General features: G+C 73.6%; 16 protein-coding genes. 8 read left to right on the forward strand and 8 right to left on the reverse strand.

Annotation, left to right across the window (positions count from 1 at the left end; genetic code table 11):
* The first annotated feature begins 463 nt into the window (after positions 1–463).
* On the forward strand, positions 464–1,078 hold the full coding sequence (locus AB0F71_RS36080; RefSeq protein WP_360244166.1) for a TetR family transcriptional regulator: 615 nt from the start codon (positions 464–466) through the stop codon (positions 1,076–1,078).
* A 78-nt stretch (positions 1,079–1,156) separates the two neighbouring features.
* Here the strand turns inward: AB0F71_RS36080 and AB0F71_RS36085 are convergent, their stop codons facing one another.
* Positions 1,157–2,365 (reverse strand): cytochrome P450, encoded by a 1,209-nt coding sequence (locus AB0F71_RS36085; protein ID WP_360244169.1) that lies wholly within the window; start codon positions 2,363–2,365, stop codon positions 1,157–1,159.
* Between the two features lie 308 nt (positions 2,366–2,673).
* On the opposite strand from AB0F71_RS36085, the gene AB0F71_RS36090 reads away from it, so the two are divergent.
* Positions 2,674–3,255 carry a hypothetical protein gene (locus AB0F71_RS36090; protein WP_360244172.1) on the forward strand — a complete coding sequence of 194 codons (582 nt, stop codon included), beginning with the start codon at positions 2,674–2,676 and terminating at the stop codon, positions 3,253–3,255.
* Between the two features lie 157 nt (positions 3,256–3,412).
* On the opposite strand, the gene AB0F71_RS36095 is transcribed toward AB0F71_RS36090, so the two are convergent.
* Positions 3,413–3,871, reverse strand: a complete 459-nt coding sequence (locus AB0F71_RS36095; RefSeq protein WP_360244175.1) for a DUF2690 domain-containing protein — start codon at positions 3,869–3,871, stop codon at positions 3,413–3,415.
* A 278-nt stretch (positions 3,872–4,149) separates the two neighbouring features.
* Between AB0F71_RS36095 and AB0F71_RS36100 the strand changes: the two genes are divergently transcribed.
* The gene (locus AB0F71_RS36100) at positions 4,150–4,737 is read left to right on the forward strand and encodes an SMI1/KNR4 family protein (RefSeq protein ID WP_360244178.1); all 588 of its coding nucleotides are present in this window, start codon (positions 4,150–4,152) and stop codon (positions 4,735–4,737) included.
* A gap of 19 nt (positions 4,738–4,756) precedes the next feature.
* On the opposite strand, the gene AB0F71_RS36105 is transcribed toward AB0F71_RS36100, so the two are convergent.
* Positions 4,757–5,497 carry a hypothetical protein gene (locus AB0F71_RS36105; protein WP_360244181.1) on the reverse strand — a complete coding sequence of 247 codons (741 nt, stop codon included), beginning with the start codon at positions 5,495–5,497 and terminating at the stop codon, positions 4,757–4,759.
* A gap of 99 nt (positions 5,498–5,596) precedes the next feature.
* Here AB0F71_RS36105 and AB0F71_RS36110 point away from each other — a divergent pair, with 99 nt between their 5' ends.
* Entirely contained in the window at positions 5,597–6,028 is a 432-nt protein-coding gene (locus AB0F71_RS36110; RefSeq protein ID WP_360244184.1) for an FAD-dependent oxidoreductase, read from the forward strand.
* A gap of 85 nt (positions 6,029–6,113) precedes the next feature.
* Complete coding sequence (locus AB0F71_RS36115) at positions 6,114–7,715, forward strand: NAD(P)/FAD-dependent oxidoreductase (RefSeq protein WP_360244187.1); 1,602 nt, start codon at positions 6,114–6,116, stop codon at positions 7,713–7,715.
* 100 nt (positions 7,716–7,815) lie between these two features.
* On the opposite strand, the gene AB0F71_RS36120 is transcribed toward AB0F71_RS36115, so the two are convergent.
* Positions 7,816–8,529: a hypothetical protein gene (locus AB0F71_RS36120; RefSeq protein ID WP_360244189.1), complete on the reverse strand. Its 714-nt coding sequence runs from the start codon at positions 8,527–8,529 to the stop codon at positions 7,816–7,818.
* 275 nt (positions 8,530–8,804) lie between these two features.
* On the opposite strand from AB0F71_RS36120, the gene AB0F71_RS36125 reads away from it, so the two are divergent.
* The 3 genes from AB0F71_RS36125 to AB0F71_RS36135 all read left to right on the forward strand — a co-directional run bounded on the left by AB0F71_RS36125 (position 8,805) and on the right by AB0F71_RS36135 (position 11,905).
* The gene (locus AB0F71_RS36125) at positions 8,805–9,359 is read left to right on the forward strand and encodes a TetR/AcrR family transcriptional regulator (protein ID WP_360244193.1); all 555 of its coding nucleotides are present in this window, start codon (positions 8,805–8,807) and stop codon (positions 9,357–9,359) included.
* Between the two features lie 274 nt (positions 9,360–9,633).
* Positions 9,634–10,668 (forward strand): agmatine deiminase family protein, encoded by a 1,035-nt coding sequence (locus AB0F71_RS36130; RefSeq protein WP_360244196.1) that lies wholly within the window; start codon positions 9,634–9,636, stop codon positions 10,666–10,668.
* Between the two features lie 76 nt (positions 10,669–10,744).
* A complete protein-coding gene (locus tag AB0F71_RS36135; protein ID WP_360244198.1) occupies positions 10,745–11,905 on the forward strand; it encodes an agmatine deiminase family protein in 1,161 nt (386 codons plus the stop codon).
* Positions 11,906–12,023: 118 nt separating this feature from the next.
* Here AB0F71_RS36135 and AB0F71_RS36140 read toward each other — a convergent pair whose 3' ends face one another.
* The 4 genes from AB0F71_RS36140 to AB0F71_RS36155 are packed head-to-tail and all read right to left on the reverse strand — an operon-like array spanning position 12,024 to position 16,338.
* Positions 12,024–13,358: a zinc-ribbon domain-containing protein gene (locus tag AB0F71_RS36140; RefSeq protein ID WP_360244201.1), complete on the reverse strand. Its 1,335-nt coding sequence runs from the start codon at positions 13,356–13,358 to the stop codon at positions 12,024–12,026.
* Positions 13,359–13,361: 3 nt separating this feature from the next.
* Positions 13,362–13,928 carry a phage tail protein gene (locus tag AB0F71_RS36145; RefSeq protein WP_360244204.1) on the reverse strand — a complete coding sequence of 189 codons (567 nt, stop codon included), beginning with the start codon at positions 13,926–13,928 and terminating at the stop codon, positions 13,362–13,364.
* Positions 13,925–15,886, reverse strand: a complete 1,962-nt coding sequence (locus AB0F71_RS36150) for a putative baseplate assembly protein (protein ID WP_360244207.1) — start codon at positions 15,884–15,886, stop codon at positions 13,925–13,927. The genes AB0F71_RS36145 and AB0F71_RS36150 overlap by 4 nt, the downstream gene beginning before the upstream one ends.
* Entirely contained in the window at positions 15,886–16,338 is a 453-nt protein-coding gene (locus AB0F71_RS36155; protein WP_360244210.1) for a GPW/gp25 family protein, read from the reverse strand. The genes AB0F71_RS36150 and AB0F71_RS36155 overlap by 1 nt, the downstream gene beginning before the upstream one ends.
* Between the last annotated feature and the right edge of the window lie 55 nt (positions 16,339–16,393).

The following is a 16,393-nucleotide window of genomic DNA, read 5'->3' on the forward strand; positions in this document are numbered from 1 at the left end:
GTTGACTTTTGGCACGCTGTTGAGTTCTCAAGGAACGGACGCTTCCTTCGGACCGCCTTCCAGCGGGCCCTCCGGGCGCTTCGTTCTTTCGTGTTCCCAGCTTATCAGATGTTTTCCGCTCCGTTTTCCGGGGCTTCGTCATCCAACTCGCTGGCGCCTTCCGGGGTTTGATGCCCCGTCCGACGTTTCAAACTCTAACCGAGCCCCGCTCCGAAAAGCGAATCCGGCCGCAATCCCGATAAGCAGGCATGCCGAAACCGGCCTGTGCTGTTTCTCGTGGATTGGCCGCCCCGGAACCGTCCGCGCTTTCGCGTGTCCGGTGCTCCCTGTCGGGCGACTGGGAGACAGTACCCCTACTCCTCGCCCGAAACAAATGCCTGGCCCCGGGGCCGCGTGGGAACGTGCATGGGGGCTGAACGTACGTCACCGGCCGGCTCGCCCACTGCGGCGATAGGGTGCCGGGATGGTTCCCGACGCTCCCCGGCTGCTGCGCGCCGACGCCGCCCGCAACGCGGAGAAGATCATCCGGGCTGCCCGGGAGGTCTTCGCCGAGCAGGGCCCCGACGCCCATCTCCACGACGTGGCGCGGCGGGCCGGCCTCGGGGCCGCCACGCTCTTCCGCCGCTTCCCCGACAAGGCCGCACTCCTGCGGGCCGTGCTGGACCAGCGCTTCGAGGAGCACGTCCGGCCCGTCATCCAGGCCGCCGCCCACGAGCCCGATCCTGCGGGCGGGCTGGCCCGGGTGCTGGCGGCGGCTCTGGAGTCGGTGGCCGGCGACTACAACGTGCTGGCCGCCGCCCGCGCCGCCGGGGTGCTGACCCCGGCGACCGGTGAGGAGTTCTTCGCCGCCCTCGACGTCCTCCTGGCACGCGGTCAGGCGGCGGGCGTGCTCCGCACCGACCTGGTGCCCGACGACCTGCACCGCGTCGTCGTCATGCTGGTCTCGGTGCTGTGGACGGTGGAGCCCGGTGAGGACGGCTGGCGCCGGTACCTGGCCCTGGTCCTCGACGGCCTCTCCCCCACCGGGGCCCGCCCGCTGCCCTGCCCCGCCCCGGCGCTGCGCGCCCGCACACCCTGACGCCCCGACGCCTCACGCCCGACGCCTCACGCCCGACGCCTCACGCCCGGGTTGGTGTCGGCAGCTCCACAGGGCCGTTCACCACCGGACCGGGACCTCGCCGATGCCGCCCGCCAGCCGTTCGGAGTGGTCGCGCAGGCTGCGCGCGTCCACCGCCAGTCGCAGGCCGGGGAAGCGTCGGAACAGCGCGGTCAGCGCGATCTGCATCTCGGTGCGGGCCAGCGCGTTGCCGATGCAGTAGTGGCCGCCGTGCCCGAAGGCGAGGTGGGCGTTGGGGGAACGCGAGGGGTCGAAGGTGTCCGGCTCCTCGAACGCCCGCCCGTCCCGGTTCGCGGCGTTGATCGCCACCAGCACCGCCTCGCCCCGCGCGATCGCCGTCCCCGCGACGGTGATCTCCTCGCGGGCGTAGCGGATCAGGCCCAGGGCGCCGGGCGCGGCCATCCGCAGGACCTCCTCCACGGTGGCGCGGGCCGATCCCTCGGGGTCGGCGGCGAAGCGGTCACGCCGGGCGGTGTCGCTCAGCAGGAACAGGACCCCGAGGTCGATCCGGGTCGCCGTCGTCTCGTGGCCCGCGAACAGCAGCCCCACCGCCAGGCGGGTCATCTCCTCCTCGGTGAACGAGGGGTCCTGCGCCTGTACGGCCAGGATGTCGCTGATCACGTCCTGCCCCGGCCGCCTGCGCTTGTCCTCGGCGACGGCGGCCACGTACGCCTCGAACTCGGCCATGGCCGCGGCCCCGTCGGCCTCGCCGTACAGTGCGGCGATCCGCTCCGACCAGCCGCGCAGCAGCTCCCGGTCGGCGACCGGCACGCCGAGCAGCTCGCAGATCACCATCACGGGCAGCGGGAAGGACAGGTGGTCGTGCAGGTCGACGGCGCGTCGGGGGTCTCGTGCACACTGCTCCTCCATCGCGTCCAGGCAGGACGCGGCGAGTTCGCCGATCCGCTCGCCCAGCCGACGCATCCGCGGCGCGCTGAACGCGGGTGCCAGCATCCGCCGCATCCGCGCGTGCTCGCGGTCCTCCTCCTCGGGCGTGCCGGCCGTGCGGGTGTGCAGCGCCGAGGCCGAGATCCTCGGGGAGTCCGCGGTGTCGGGGCGCAGCCGGGAGAACCGGGTGTCGCTCAGGATCTCCCGGGCCTCCTCGTAGCGGGTCACCAGCCAGGCCGGATCACCGGCGGGTGTCGTCACCCGTGTGATCGGGCCCTCCTCCCGCAGGCGCGCGAGCAGCGGCGCCAGGTCCAGGGCGTTGGGGCGTTCGAAGGGTAACTGCGGTGCGGGCGTGGTCATGGTCTCTCCTCACCGGCCGAAGGGCCACAAGAGCAGCGAACACTCGACGGAGCGGCTCTCTCCCACACGCCCGGGCCGGGGCGGACGAACGGGCACCCGGACCCAAGAAGTGAGAGCCAGCTCTCTCTTGCGGGGAGCGTAACACCACCGGCACGCACAGTCACCCCTCCACCTGTGACGGAATCTCACTCGACAGCTTGTTGCAGACGGTGGGTCCGGGCAGGCTGGCGGGCCTTCCGGCCTGCGGGCGGCAGCCCGTTGTCAGAGGGGGGTGGCACCATCAGGGCAACACGACGAAGGGGCCGCCGATGAGTTTCCTGGGCATGTGGTGCCTGATCCCCGTGCGGCCCGAGGCCGTCGCACGGTACGCGCCGGAACTCGCTCCGGTCATCGAGGCGGAGGCCGCGCTCGCCGCGTCCACGGACCTCCTCCGTTGGTGGCGAGCCGGCGGCAGCACCCCGGAGGCCATGGACCGGTTCATCGATCTGGCCGCCCCGTCCGCACTGGACGAGCGGATCTGCACCGTCTACGAGGCCTGGGAACAGGGCTACGACAGGTCCCTGCCGCACCTCGTGGTCTCCGCCCGCAAGGCCTACCCGGCCTCCGCCATGGCCTTCGCCCTCGGCCCGCAGCGCTTCGCGGAACTGCCCGGCTGGTTCGGCGACCTCCTCCTCACCCCGGAACAGGTCGTGCAGACCCTTCCTGCCGTCGAACGCGCCTACGACTGGACCCCGCAGAGCCGGCACCAGGCCGAACTCCTGCTCACCGCCGCCCTCCACGACGAGGGCAGTCGGGACGACATCACCGCACTACTCGACGGCGTGCCCCCGGTGTGGCGCGCGGCGGCGGCCGCCGGCCACGGCCTGCTCGGAGCGCAGTTCATCCCCTGACACCTCGACACGGAAGGCCGGACCGGCCCCTACGGCCGCGGCTCGTTCGGGCGAACGAGCCGGTGTCCGGGGCAGGGCTTCGGCGCCGTCCCGACGAGGCTGCCCCCGGAGCGGGCCGGCGGCCCCCGGGGGCAGTGTCGTCGCGGGTGGACCGGTGTCAGTACAGGGGGGTGTATCCGGCGTGGCTGCCGATCTGCCCGGAGGAGTCGGTGGCGTTGCCGACGGCGTAGGAGAGGTAACCGGCGTCGTTGACCATGGGCGTGTAGCAGTAGTACTGCCCGGAGCCCGAGTCCCAGGACGCCTTGTCGCAGCCCGAGCGCTGGTTGTCCTTCTGGCGGACCACGTTCGCCCAGAGGCTGTTGCCGCGGGAGTAGACGCGGGCCCAGGCCGTGCGACACGAGCGGCTGTAGCGCAGTTCGAGGGTGCCGACCTGGCCGATGCCGTCCGCGTTCAGGGGCACGGACTTCGCGGTGATCGCGTCGGCGGCGCAGCCGGAGGAGATCGGGTCCTGTCCGTCGTAAGTGGCGGCGTTCGCGGTGCCGTTGACGCCCGTGGCCAGGGCGATGACGGCCACGCCGACCAGGGCGGCCCGCTTGAGGGAGGTGGAGATGCGCATGGATCCTTCTGGGGGCTGGTGGTGGTCGGTTCCGGGCCGGGCGTTCGTGCGCCGGGTTCCGGCGGCCCGGTGGGGGCGGTGGGGGCGGGGCGGTGGCGCAGTTCGCCAGTGTTCCGTCCGAAGCCCGTCCCCGGCGCCGTCCGCGCGTCCCTGCTGCGTCCCGGGACGCCCGCGCCCGCCCCGGGGACGCCGCCGGGATGCGAGGCAGCGGTCTCCGGATGGAGCGGTTGCGGTGCTTCGCCCACCTCTAGGGTTACGGGGACGAGAGAAGACCCACCATGGACCCCCGCATACCCCGCCTGCGTCGCAGGCTGGCCGCGATCCCGTTCCAGCCACTGCGCAGCCACTCCTTCGGGGAGGAGCAACACAGGTTCCGCCTCGGACCAAAGCTGTCGGAGGCGCGGATCGCTGCCTTCGAGGCCGAACACGGCGTCGCCCTGCCCTCCGCCTATCGGCAGTTCCTCAGGCACCTCGGCGGCTCCGGCGCGGCACCGTTCTACGGGCTCGTGCCGCTGGAGCGGTGCTCCCTGCTGGTCATGGAGCCGCGCGGAGCACCGGGGACCCCCCGGGGCTTCGGCCGCCCGGAGACCGGGTCGCACGATCGCGACCTCTTCCTCCACATCATCGAGATGGGGTGCACCGACGTGTGCGTCATCGCGGTGACCGGGCCCCTCACCGGCCGCGTCCTCGTCGGCAACGGCGACGGGTACTGGGGGCCCAACGTCTCCTCCGCCACCGACTTCCTCGCCTGGTACGAGCGCTGGCTCAACCAGATGAGTGCCGGACTCGACAACCGGGCGCTGGAACTCAACTCGCCCCGGCTTCACGGCCATCCGAACCGGCATCGGATGGCCCCGCGGCTGTGACGCTCCGCAACAGCCCTGGTCAGTCCCGGTCCAGGTCCGGATAGTAGCCGCGCTGGTAGGAGGACAGTCCGTAGACGCTCAGCTCGCCGGCGCCCCGGCAGATGACGCAGAGCCTTGTCGTGCGGCATTCGCCGCAACGGCGCTTGCCGTCGGGGCGGCGGGGGAGCCACCCGCGGCCGTGGCAGGTGGGGCAGCGGCCGAGGCCGTCGCACTCGTAGCAGAGGACGTAGCCGGGTGTGAGGGTCTCCGGCGTACGCACCGGCTCCGGTTCCGGTTCGGGCTGGGGTTCCGAGGGGCGCTCCGGCACCGGCTCAGGTTCCGGCTCCGACACCGGCTCCGGTTGCGGGGCGGTCAGGGCCAGGTCCGCCGTCTGTCCGCGGAAGACCACCGCGGGTGTGTCGTCGCTCGTCAGGACGCGGATGGTGCTGCCGTCCCGGCGGGCGAGGATCACCGTCCAGAGCCTCCCGTCGTCGTCCAGCTGCGACGTCGTGACGTCCCACCCGGCCGCGTGGAGGAGGGAGACCGCCCGGTCGGACGTCTCGGTGGCGGTGACGGTCGCCGGACGATTGCCCTGGTACGCCATCGAGTGGTGGTACCGCAGCGGATCGGGCCGGTCCGTGATCTCCGGCTGCGGCTCGCCCAGGGTGAGTCGGCGGAGGTGGACACGAACGGTCAAGTCCTTGACCAGGGTGACCAGTTGTACGCGCAGGGACCGACCCAGTCGGTCCAGTTCCGCACGTGCCGTCGAAGTCTCGTCCATGTCGCCCCCTTGGTCCCGGAACGTACCACGGGGCCGGATCCCGTGACCGTGGCGGCCGCGCGCGAGATCTTCCGAGGTCGCGCCCAACTCGGGGAGGGTGTGAACCCAAGGGCACGACTGGCCTGTGCACCGTGCACCGTCCAGGATCTGGCCAACCGGTTCCCGTCGCTGTCCGACGTGGCCATCGAGCGGGCCTGGGGCGGTTGGATCGGCATCAGCCCGGACTGGCTGTCGATCGCCGGGCAGGTGGGCGGCAACGTCTTCTACTCGATGGCCTGCAACGGGCACGGCCTCTGTCAGGTGCCGTACGTGGCCCATCAGCTCGCCGACTACATCGTCGACGGTGAGATGTCGGACGACCTCGCCGGCATCTGGTCGGACGCCTCGAAGTACCCGCCGTCGATGTCGTTGCTGATGCAGCCGTTCGTCCTCCGAGCCGTCTGGGGGCTGGACCGGTTCAACGACTTCTTCAACGGCAGCAGGACACTGGCCCGGCGGGCGCTCCGCCGTGGCAGGCGTGGGGGCTCCTGAAGGTCTGGGTGGCGCCTGATCTGTTACGGCGTGGTGTGAGATCGCGGGGGTTCCCCGCACGGGTGGGGTGTCGTACCGTGACCGGATGACCACGATCGTGTCATCCCGGTACGACGCCGTGATCGTCGGCGGTGGGCACAACGGACTGGTGGCGGCGGCCTACCTGGCGCGGGCCGGGCAGCGGGTGCTGGTCCTCGAACGGCTGCCCAGGGTGGGCGGGGCCGCCGTCTCCGCACGGGTGTTCCCCGGCGTGGACGCCCGGTTGTCGCGCTACTCCTACCTGGTCAGCCTGCTGCCCCGGCAGGTGGTACGGGACCTCGGGCTGCGGCTCGACCTGCGCCGCCGCCGGATCTCCTCCTACACCCCCACCCTGCGGGACGGGAAGCCCACCGGGCTGCTGGTGGACGCGGCGGACCCGGAGCGCACCAGGGAGTCGTTCCGGAGCCTGACCGGCGGCGACCGGGAGTGGCAGGCCTGGCAGCGCTTCTACGGGATGACGGCGGAGGTCGCCCGGCGGGTGTTCCCCACCCTCACCGAACCGCTGCGCACCCGCGCCGAGTTCCGTCGGCTGGTCGGCGACGAGGCCGCCTGGACGGCCCTGTTCGAGCGGCCGCTCGGCGAGGCGGTCGAACGGACCTTCACGGACGACCTGGTGCGCGGCGTGGTCCTGACGGACGCGCTGATCGGCACCTTCACCCACGCCCACGACCCCGCGCTGCGACAGAACCGCTGCTTCCTCTACCACGTCATCGGCAACGGGACCGGCGACTGGGACGTGCCGGTCGGCGGGATGGGCGCGGTGACGGACGCCCTGGCCGGGGCCGCCCGGGCGGCCGGGGCGGAGCTCCGGACCGGCTGCGAGGTGACGGCCGTCGCCACCGATGGCCGGGGCGACGCCGAGGTGACGTACCGGCACCGGGACGGCGAGACGACGGTGGCGGGGCGACGGGTGCTGGTGAACGCCGCACCGGCCACCCTGGCCCGGCTGCTGGGCGAGGACCCGGGGCCCGCGCCGGAGGGGTCCCAGCTCAAGGTCAACATGGTGCTGCGCCGACTGCCCCGGTTGCGGGACACCGCCGCCGACCCGCGCGAGGCCTTCGCCGGGACCTTCCACATCGCGGAGGGCTACCGGCAGTTGGAGACGGCGTACACCGAGGCACTGGCCGGCCGCCTGCCCTCGGCACCGCCGTCCGAGATCTACTGCCACTCCCTCACCGACCCGTCCATCCTCGGGCCGGAGGCCGTCCGGCTGGGGTACCAGACCCTGACGCTGTTCGGACTGCACATGCCCGCCCGGCTGTTCGGCGACCCGGCGGCCGAGGAGCGCGCGCTGGCCGCGAGCCTGGCGCAGCTGGACGCGGTGCTGGCCGAGCCGATCGCCGACTGCCTGGCCGTGGACGCCGACGGACGGCCCTGCGTGGAGGCCCGGACGCCGCCGGCGCTGGAGCGGGAGCTCGGGCTGCCGGGCGGGCACATCTTCCATCGCGACCTCGCCTTCCCCTTCATTGATGAAGAGGAAGGGGACGACGGCGGGGAGGGGCGGGCGGCCCCCGCCGCCCGCTGGGGCGTGGCGACGGCGCACCCGAACGTGCTGCTGTGCGGGGCGGGCGCCGTCCGCGGCGGCGGGGTCAGCGGTATCCCGGGGCACAACGCGGCGCAGGCCGTCCTGGCCGACCCGGCCCGGTAGGACGGGGACCGGGCCGGCCGGGACGAGAAGGTCGTACGGAGAGGTCGCGCGGAGAGGTCGTACGAGGAGGTCGTACGGCGACCTGCCCGGTGCCGGTGCGTCAGGCGCGGGCGAGGACCCAGCCGCCGAGGCCGTCGCAGGCGCCGGCGTTGTACTGGGTGGCCCGGAAGCCGGCCGGGACGGGCGAGCCCGGGCAGGTCCACAGGCCGACGCGGGCGGTGTTGTGGCGCCAGGAGCCGGCGCCGTCGCAGCCCGCCACGGTGTGGCCGGTGATCACGTAGCCGGCCACCACCGGGGAGCCCGAGCAGGTCCAGATGCCGTCGTGCGGAAGGCTGTGCTGCCAGTTGCCGATGCCGCCGCAGCCGCTGCGGAAGTGGTTGCTGATGACGTAGCCGGGCACGACGGGCGAGCCGGAACAGGTCCAGATGCCATCGTGGACGAGGTTGTGCCGCCAGGAGCCCATGCCCCGGCAGCCGGTGGTCTGGTGGTCGGTGATCACGTAGCCGGCCACCACCGGGGAGCCGGAGCAGGTCCAGATGCCGTCCTTGGCCGGCTGCTGGTACCAGGAGCCGGCGCCGCTGCACCCGCTGGGGTCGTGGTCGGTGATGACGTTCCCGGCGGCGACGGGCTGCCCGGAGCAGCTCCACTTGCCGCCGTTGCCCCAGCCCGCCGTCCGGGCCTCGGCCGTGGACATACCGGAGACGGTGCCGCCCAGAGCGACCGCCGCGACCAGGGCGATCGACGCCACGGCGGCTCCCACGCCCCGGCCGGTCGCCAGGGCCCTCACGCACTTCACTATCTGACGCAGGATCATGTCCGGTGTGCTCCTGGGGTGTTGAGGAGGATGAGGTGCCCCCGTTGCGCCGGTCCACCCGGCGGTCGAACGAGAGTCACCCTAGGTGGTGGAGACGTGAAAGTTCAGCGGAGGATCGGAGAATTCCACTCCCGGGGCGCAGCTTGTCCGAAAGTCGTCAGGACGTACGGCCCACCCCCCGGCATCCCAGCTGACGGGACTTTCAGCATGCGGAGTGATCTTGGCGTGCCCCGCGGGTAAGGTGGTGGACCGTGGCCAGTAGGAAAACGTCGATCATGGAAGCAGCCGCGCGGGTGATCGCCCGGCGCGGCGTGCGCGGGCTGCGGGTGGAGGAGCTCGCCGCCGAGGCGGGCGTGTCCACCGCGCTGATCTACTACCACTTCAAGGACCGCACCGGCATCCTCCGGCAGACGCTGGAGTTCATCAACGACCGGGCCGAGCGCTACACCACCGAACGCGCCCCGGACGCACTGCCGTTGACGCCGCGCGAGGAGCTGGAGCAGACCCTGCTGCTCGAACTCCAGGACAGCGTCGAGGTCCGGGAGAACAGCACCGCCTGGGGCGAGCTGCGCGCCAGCGCCGTCTTCGACGAGACCCTGCGCGAGGACCTCGCCCGCGCCACCCGGGTCTGGGTGCAGGAGATCGCCGGACTGCTCGGCGCCGTACAGCCGATGTCCTCGGCGGTCGCGCTGGCCGGCGCCGCCGAGCGGCTGACCGCCCTGCTCGAAGGCCTCAGCACCCGCTGGCTCAGCGGCAGCCTGCCGGTCGCCCACGCCCGCGCCCTGATGGCCGAGGCGATCGACAGCGAGATCGCCCGGCTCGACGCCTGAACCGTGCAGCGGGCGGGCCCGGACGGCGCGCTGCGTGACGGCCCCTGCGGTGAGAGTCACGGCACATGTCCGAACTTGACCGACTTTTCAGTCAGTGAAACGCTGCAGGGACAGCAGGCGCCGGCCGCCCTGTCCGTTGACTCCGTCCCGCTCTGCGCCCACGCGCCGTCACCCGGAGAGTAGAGACGGCTGCGGCCCTTCCCCCGACCACGGACCGGTCCCGGGCCGCGGCGCGAACGGCACCTGCGCACCCCCGCACGATCAGGAGACCACCGTGAGCTACCACGACGACCACTCCGGCGAGTCGGGCCCCTGGGTGCCTGCCGACGACGTCCCCCATGCGCGGACCTGGATGTCCTGGCCCTCCCGCCGGGGCGTCTGGGGGCTGCGCCTGGGCGGCGTCCAGGAGGACATCGCCCTGATCGCCCGCACCGTCGCCCGGTTCGAGCCCGTGGTCATGTGCGCCCCCGACGACTACACCGCGGACAAGGCCCGCTCGAGGTGCGGCCCGTCCGTCGAGGTGATCACCGCGATCCCCACCGACGACCTGTGGATGCGCGACATCGCCCCGGTGTTCCGCCGGGACGGCCACGGCGGCCTGGAGGCCGTGGTCCTCAACTTCAACGGCTGGGGCAACAAGCAGGTCCACCACGACGACGCCCGGGCCGCCGAGCGGATCGCCGCCCACCGCGGCCTGCGCCACTCCTACGCGGACTTCGTCGGCGAGGGCGGGGCGGTCGAGACCGACGGCGACGGCACCGTGATGGCCACCGAGAGCAGCCTGGTCAACAAGAACCGCAATCGCGGCATGAGCCGGGACGAGATCGAGGACGCCGTCCTGGAGGCCTACGGCGCGGACAGGATGATCTGGCTGCCCGGCATCAAGGGCGAGGACATCACGGACGACCACGTCGACGTCACCTCGCGGTTCGTCCGCCCCGGCGTGGTGATGGTCCAGCTGCCGCCGGCCGACCGCAACGACTCCTGGGCGCGCGACGCCCGCGAACAGTTCGCCGTCCTCTCCGCCGCCACCGACGCCCGCGGCCGCCGGCTCCAGGTCATCCCGGTGCACGGCCCGGACACCGTCCGCTCCCGCAGCTCCAGGTTCGTCGACTCCTACCTCAACTTCGTCCTCGTCAACGGCGGGGTCATCACCGCCCAGTTCGGCGACGCCCACAAGGACGCCGCCGCCCGGGACGCGCTCGCCGCGGCCTTCCCCGGCCGCCACGTCGTCCAGCTCGACGTCGACCGGCTGATGGCCGGGGGCGGCGGCATCCACTGCTCGACCATGCACGAGCCGCTGCCGTAGCCGTAGCCCGAGCCGAGCCCGAGCCGCACCAGCTGCCCTTCCCGGACCACCCTCGACCCCTGCCCGGAGAGCCCGTATGACCAACGCCATGTCCCGCCGCAGCATGATCCGCTCCATCGCCGGCGTCGGCGCCGGAGTCGGCGTCCTCACCCTCGGCCTGACCGCCTGCGACCCCGACGGCCTCGGCGACCCCGACGGCGCCGTGCCGCCGTCCCAGCAGCCCGGTACCCCCGGCGCCCGGCGCTTCGGCGCCGAGTGGGAGAAGCACCAGCGCACCGTGATGTCCTGGCCGGCCTCCGAGAGCGTCTGGGGCGAGCAGCTCCCGGAGGTCCGCAAGGACATCGCCGGCCTCGCCCAGGCCATCGCCGCCCGCGAACCCGTCGTCATGATGGCCCGCCCGGAGCAGCAGGAGGCCGCCCAGAAGGCCTGCGGCTCGGCCGTCGAGGTGGTGCCGGCGGCCGTCGACGACCTGTGGGCCCGCGACACCCTGCCGGTGTTCGTCGAGGAGGGCGGCAAGGTCAAGGGCGTCGACTTCAACTTCAACGGCTGGGGCGACAAGCAGCAGCACGCCAACGACTCCAAGATCGCCCGGACGGTGCTGGCCAGGTTCGGCGTCGAGCGCGTCGAGACCCCGCTGGTCGCCGAGGGCGGCTCCTTCGAGACCGACGGCCAGGGCACCCTGATGGTCACCGAGAGCTCCGTCGTCAACGCCAACCGCAACCCGGGGATGAGCCGGGACCAGGTCGAGGCCGAGCTCAGGAAGGCGCTCGGCGTGACCAAGGTGATCTGGCTGGCCGGCGTCAAGGGCAAGGACATCACCGACGCCCACGTCGACTGCCTGGCCCGCTTCGCCGCCCCCGGCGTGGTCTTCCTGGACCGGGCCTTCCCCGGCATGCCCGCGGACGTCTGGTCCCGCTCCGCCGACCAGGCCCGGGCCGTACTCGCGGACGCCACCGACGCCACCGGCAGAAAGCTCAAGGTGATCGAGATCAGCCAGCCCGACCCGGCCCGGATCACCGGCCGGGGCGACGCCTTCGTCTCCTCGTACATGAACTTCTACATCGGCAACAAGGGCGTGTACCTGCCGCTGTTCGGCGACGCCAAGGCCGACGGGCACGCCCGGGAGGTCTTCAAGGACCAGTTCCCGGACCGCGAGATCGTCCCCGTGCCGATCGACACCATCGCCTCCGGCGGCGGCGGCATCCACTGCTCGACCCACGACCAGCCCGCCGTCTGATCCCCGCTGTTCGGCGCCCACGGCGCGACCCCGGCGGACCTCTCGGTCGCCTTCACCAGCCGCGCCGCCGAGGCGGGCACCGGCGACCGGCGACACCACCGCGGCGGCGGGCACCCCTTCACGTCCGCTTGAAGAACTCCACCTCCGCCAGTGCCACGGTGCGGCCCGGGCCGGTGCCCGCCGCCTCGCGGACGGTCAGCTTCACCCGGACGACGTCGCTGATGCCCGTCGCCACGGTCTGCGGGCCCGGCTGGTCGTTGAGGGTGATCTGCTTGCGGTGCACCTCGCCGTCCGAGGCGGTCACCTCCAGGGCGAGCACCAGCGGGCGGGCCTGCTGCCGGAACTGCTCCGGGTCCGCGGAGGCGCCGGTGTGGACGATCAGGTCCACCAGCCGGAACGGGGTGCGGAAGGTGAAGTCGACGGAGTCGCCGATCGCGGGCGCGCCCCAGTAGGTGTTGGAGAGGCCGTCGTCGGCCGCGCTCGCGGGGTGCCCCTCGACCGCGGCCGACGCCGTGGTCAGCGAGGGCGAGACCGGCGCGGTGCTGCCCAGCTTGTCCAGCACGTCCTGGTAGGCGTTCTTGCCGAGCGGGTAGAGCAGGACCCCCGCCACCACCAGCGCGAGCAGCACGATCAGCGCGATGGTGCGGCGCAGCGCGTTGCCCGAGCCGCCGATCCGCACCCGGCGCCGGAACGGCCACCGGGTGCGCCACCAGGGCAGCTCCGGGGCGGCCGCGGTGACGGTCAGCGGGGCCGCGCAGCGGCGACAGAACCGGCGCTCGGGCAGGTTGGGGGTGCCGCAGCGGGGGCAGGGCGGGCCGTCCTGGGCCTCCTCGACGGCGGAGGCCCGGACGACGGGGCGCGGCGCGACGGGCTTGGCGGGCTGCACGGCGACCGGGTCGCTCTGCGGTGCGGCGGGTGGTGCCGCGGGCGGTGCCGCAGGCGGTACGGCGGGTGGCTGCGGCTTCGGGTCCCGCTCCGGTGCGGGAGCCGGTACGGGCCGCGCCCGGGTGGAGGTCGAGCGCGAGGTCTCGACGGCCGCCGGGGACGGCGGCTCCTCGACGGGCGGCTCCTGGACGGGCGGTGCCGGTGGCGGTGCCGGTGCCGGTGCCGGTGCAACAGGCTCTGGAGCAGCGGGCTCCGGGGCGGCCGGTTGGGCGCGCCGGCTCCGGCTGGTGACCCGTCGGGAGACGTTCCGCCAGGTACGCGAGGTGTCGGGGGCGGTCGGCTCGGGCGCAGCAGGCTCCGGCGCAGCGGGCTCCGGCGCAGCAGGCGCAGCGGACTCGGGCTCGGACGCCGCCTGCGCCTGCGCAGGCGCAGGCCCGGCCACCGGAGCGGGCCCGGCCCCGGCCCCCGCGGCGGGCGCGCGGCGCGACCACCCCAGGTAGGCGCCGCAGTTGCCGCAGAAGTCGTCGCCCTCCGCGTTGGCCGTGCCGCATTCGGGACACACCGGCATCCGTCAGCCCTCCGCTCGCCCGGGTGGACCGGGCAGGATCTCGACCCGGCAGGTCAGGTGGACCGGGCAGCCGGCCCGGACGACGGCCAGCACCTGGTCCTCGTCCAGCCCCGCGCCGCCCAGCGGCCAGACCCGGACCAGCACCCCGCCGCCGCCCGGTGCGGGTGGCAGCTCGCCGTCCGGGTCGGTGGACCAGACGGCTCCGCCGCCGTCCGTGATCTCGGCTCCGGCGCCCAGCACCAGCCGCAGCCGCTCGGTGAGTCCGCGCCGGGTGCCGCGCCAGCGGTGCAGCTCCACCGCGCGCCCGACCACCGCCCGGCGCACCTCCTCCGGCCAGGCCGGGTCGACCTCGACCGCGACCCAGGAGGCCAGCCAGTCGAGGAAGTCGGCGGGCGCGAGTTCGGGCCGGAAGTAGGCGGACAGGTTGTCCAGGGTGGCGAAGACCGGGGCGAGGACGGTGTCCAGGCCGGCCGTGAAGCGCTGGGCGAAGTCGTCGTCGGCGAAGAGCGCGGGCAGCAGTTCGCCGATCGGGTGCGGGCTGGGCAGCCCGGGGACGGCGGCTCTGGTCATGAGGTGCCGTCCTCGGCGACCGCGGTGACCACGACCTGGTGCTGGTGCGAGAACACCAGGGCGTCCGGCGGGACGTCGACCCGCTCGGTGGGCGCGCCCCGGCGTCCGGTGATCGGGTCGGCCGGGAAGAGCCGCAGCTCCTCGACGCCCGCGACGGCGGCCACCCGCTGGAGCACGGCGAACACCTCCCCGTACTGCACCGCCCGGCCGAACGGCCAGCCGGTGCCGGCGGCGCCGCCGCGCAGCGGGTTGAGGTGGCGGTAGAGCGCGTCCAGCACCGCCTCACGGACCCGGTCGGGGTCCGGGGCGCGGGTGGTGAGCCGGGCGACCACGGTGACGCCCTGGTAGGCGGGCGGCTGGACGAGGACCCGGGTGCCGATCAGCCGGCGTTCGTCCAGCGCGGCCGCCACCTCGGCCAGCACCTGCTCGTCCGGGATGAGCTGCTCGAACCGCAGCCGCTCGCCCTCGTCGGCGACGGCGTCCGGCACCACCAGCACCCGGACCGCCCCGGCCTCCCCGCCGGTGGCGGGCACGCAGCTGACCCGGGCGGCGGAGGGCGCGGCATGGCGGGCGATCAGCTCGAAGTCCCCTGCGGTGACGGCGCGTTCCTGCAGCCGCAGCTGGTGCGGGGCGCGCGCCTTGGCGTTCTCCACCGTCTCGCCGTCGACCCCGCCCCGGGCCGCCTCCCGGTTGTCCACCCGGGCGACGTACGGGACGGAGCTGCGCAGCACCGTGACGGTGCCCCGGGCGACGTTGCCCGCGATCCCGCCGCCGGTGCGGTACTGCGGGACGCGCAGTTGGGCGCCCTTGGGCGGCACCGCGCCGAAGGCGCGCAGGCTGCCGTCGGGCTCCCGGACGGCAGGCGGGAAGAGGAACTCGCCGTTGGTGGCGTCCAGCACCACGTGCCGGTCGGTCGGCGCGGAGTCGCCGAAGTGCTCGACGACGGTCCAGCGCTGCCAGCCGTCCCCGGCCGAGACCTCGACCACCGGCGCTCCGCCGTCCAGCAGCACCGGCGGGCGGGCGAGCCGGAAGCGCTGGCCCGCGACGCCCTCCGAGGTGCCCAGCGGCGCGTCGGTGACGGTCCGGGCGTGCACGGCGGTGGCGGTGCCGCCGACGGTGAACACCTCGGCCCGGCGCACGGTCGGGGACTCGGAGTAGAACGGCTGGCCGGGCCGGGGCTCGGTGACCCGGCAGCGCAGCCAGCCGGCCCGCCGCCCGGCCACCACCGAGGCGGTGTGCCCGGCGGGCACGAACACCACCACCTCGCCGGGCCGGTTGAGGCCGCCGGTGGTGTCGCTGCCGGTCTCGCAGGCGATCCAGCGGGCGCCGTCCCACACCTCCCAGACCAGCGGGGGCTGGCGCGGGTCGACGCCGACGCCCTCCACCCGGCTGTCCAGCCGGACGGCCAGGATGCAGCGCGGCACCACGGCGGGCAGGGCGAACAGCATGGCGTCCCCGGCCGCCGGGCGGGGCTGGAAGCACCGCACGTCCACGCCGTCCGCCAGTCGTCCGGTGACGTCGGCCTGCTCGCCGGCGGCGGTGACGGTGACCAGCCGCTCCAGTGCGCTGGGGACGACCGGGAGGTCCTCGGCGGTGGCGAAGACCACCGCCTCGTCGGTCTCGGTGCGCAGCGTGGACACCTCGGTGCCGGCGCGCAGCAGGACCGTCTCGGACTGCGGGGCGGAGAGCCAGAAGTCGACCTCGGCGCGGGCCGCGGCGGGCGGGAAGAGCCGGATGCCCAGCAGGTCCAGGAAGGCGGTGTAGTTCTTCTCGGGCACCCGGTTCAGCCGGTAGAGCAGCTGGTCGACCAGGTAGGCGAAGGTCTCGATCAGGGTGACGCCCGGGTCGGAGACGTTGTGGTCGGTCCACTCCGGCGCGCGCTGCTGCACGTACCGCTTGGCCTCGTCGACGAGTTGCTGGAACCGGCGGTCGTCCAGGTTCGGGGAGGGCAGGGCCATCAGCGGGCACCTCCGTGCGCGGCGGCGGCCGGTTGCGGGTCCAGGGCTTCCGCCCCCGGGGACTCCGGGATCGTGTAGAAGGGGAAGACCAGGTTGCGGCGGTCGTTGGTGGCACGGACGGTGTAGTGCACGTCGATGTAGAGCGTGCCCTCGTCGACCCGGTCGAAGGCGATCACCACGTCGTCGACGGTGATCCGCGGCTCCCAGCGTTCCAGTGCGATCCGCACCTCGCGGGCGATCCGCCCGGCGGTGGTGCTGTCGCCCGGGGCGAAGACGTACTCGTGGATGCCGCAGCCGAACTCAGGGCGCATCGGCCGCTCGCCGGGGGCGGTGCCGAGGATCAGCCGGATCGCCTCGGCGAGTTCCCGGTCCCGTTCCACCATGCCGATCCCGCCGGTGGCGTTCACCCGCAGCGGGAAGGCCCAGCCGCGGCCGATGAAGTCGTTGCTCATGCGCCCGCCTCGCTGCGCCGGGCAGGGGCGTTCGCCCGTGCGCGCCTGTCGATGA

The sequence above is a fragment of the Kitasatospora sp. NPDC028055 genome (assembly GCF_040637885.1).
Classification (GTDB): Bacteria; Actinomycetota; Actinomycetes; order Streptomycetales; family Streptomycetaceae; genus Kitasatospora.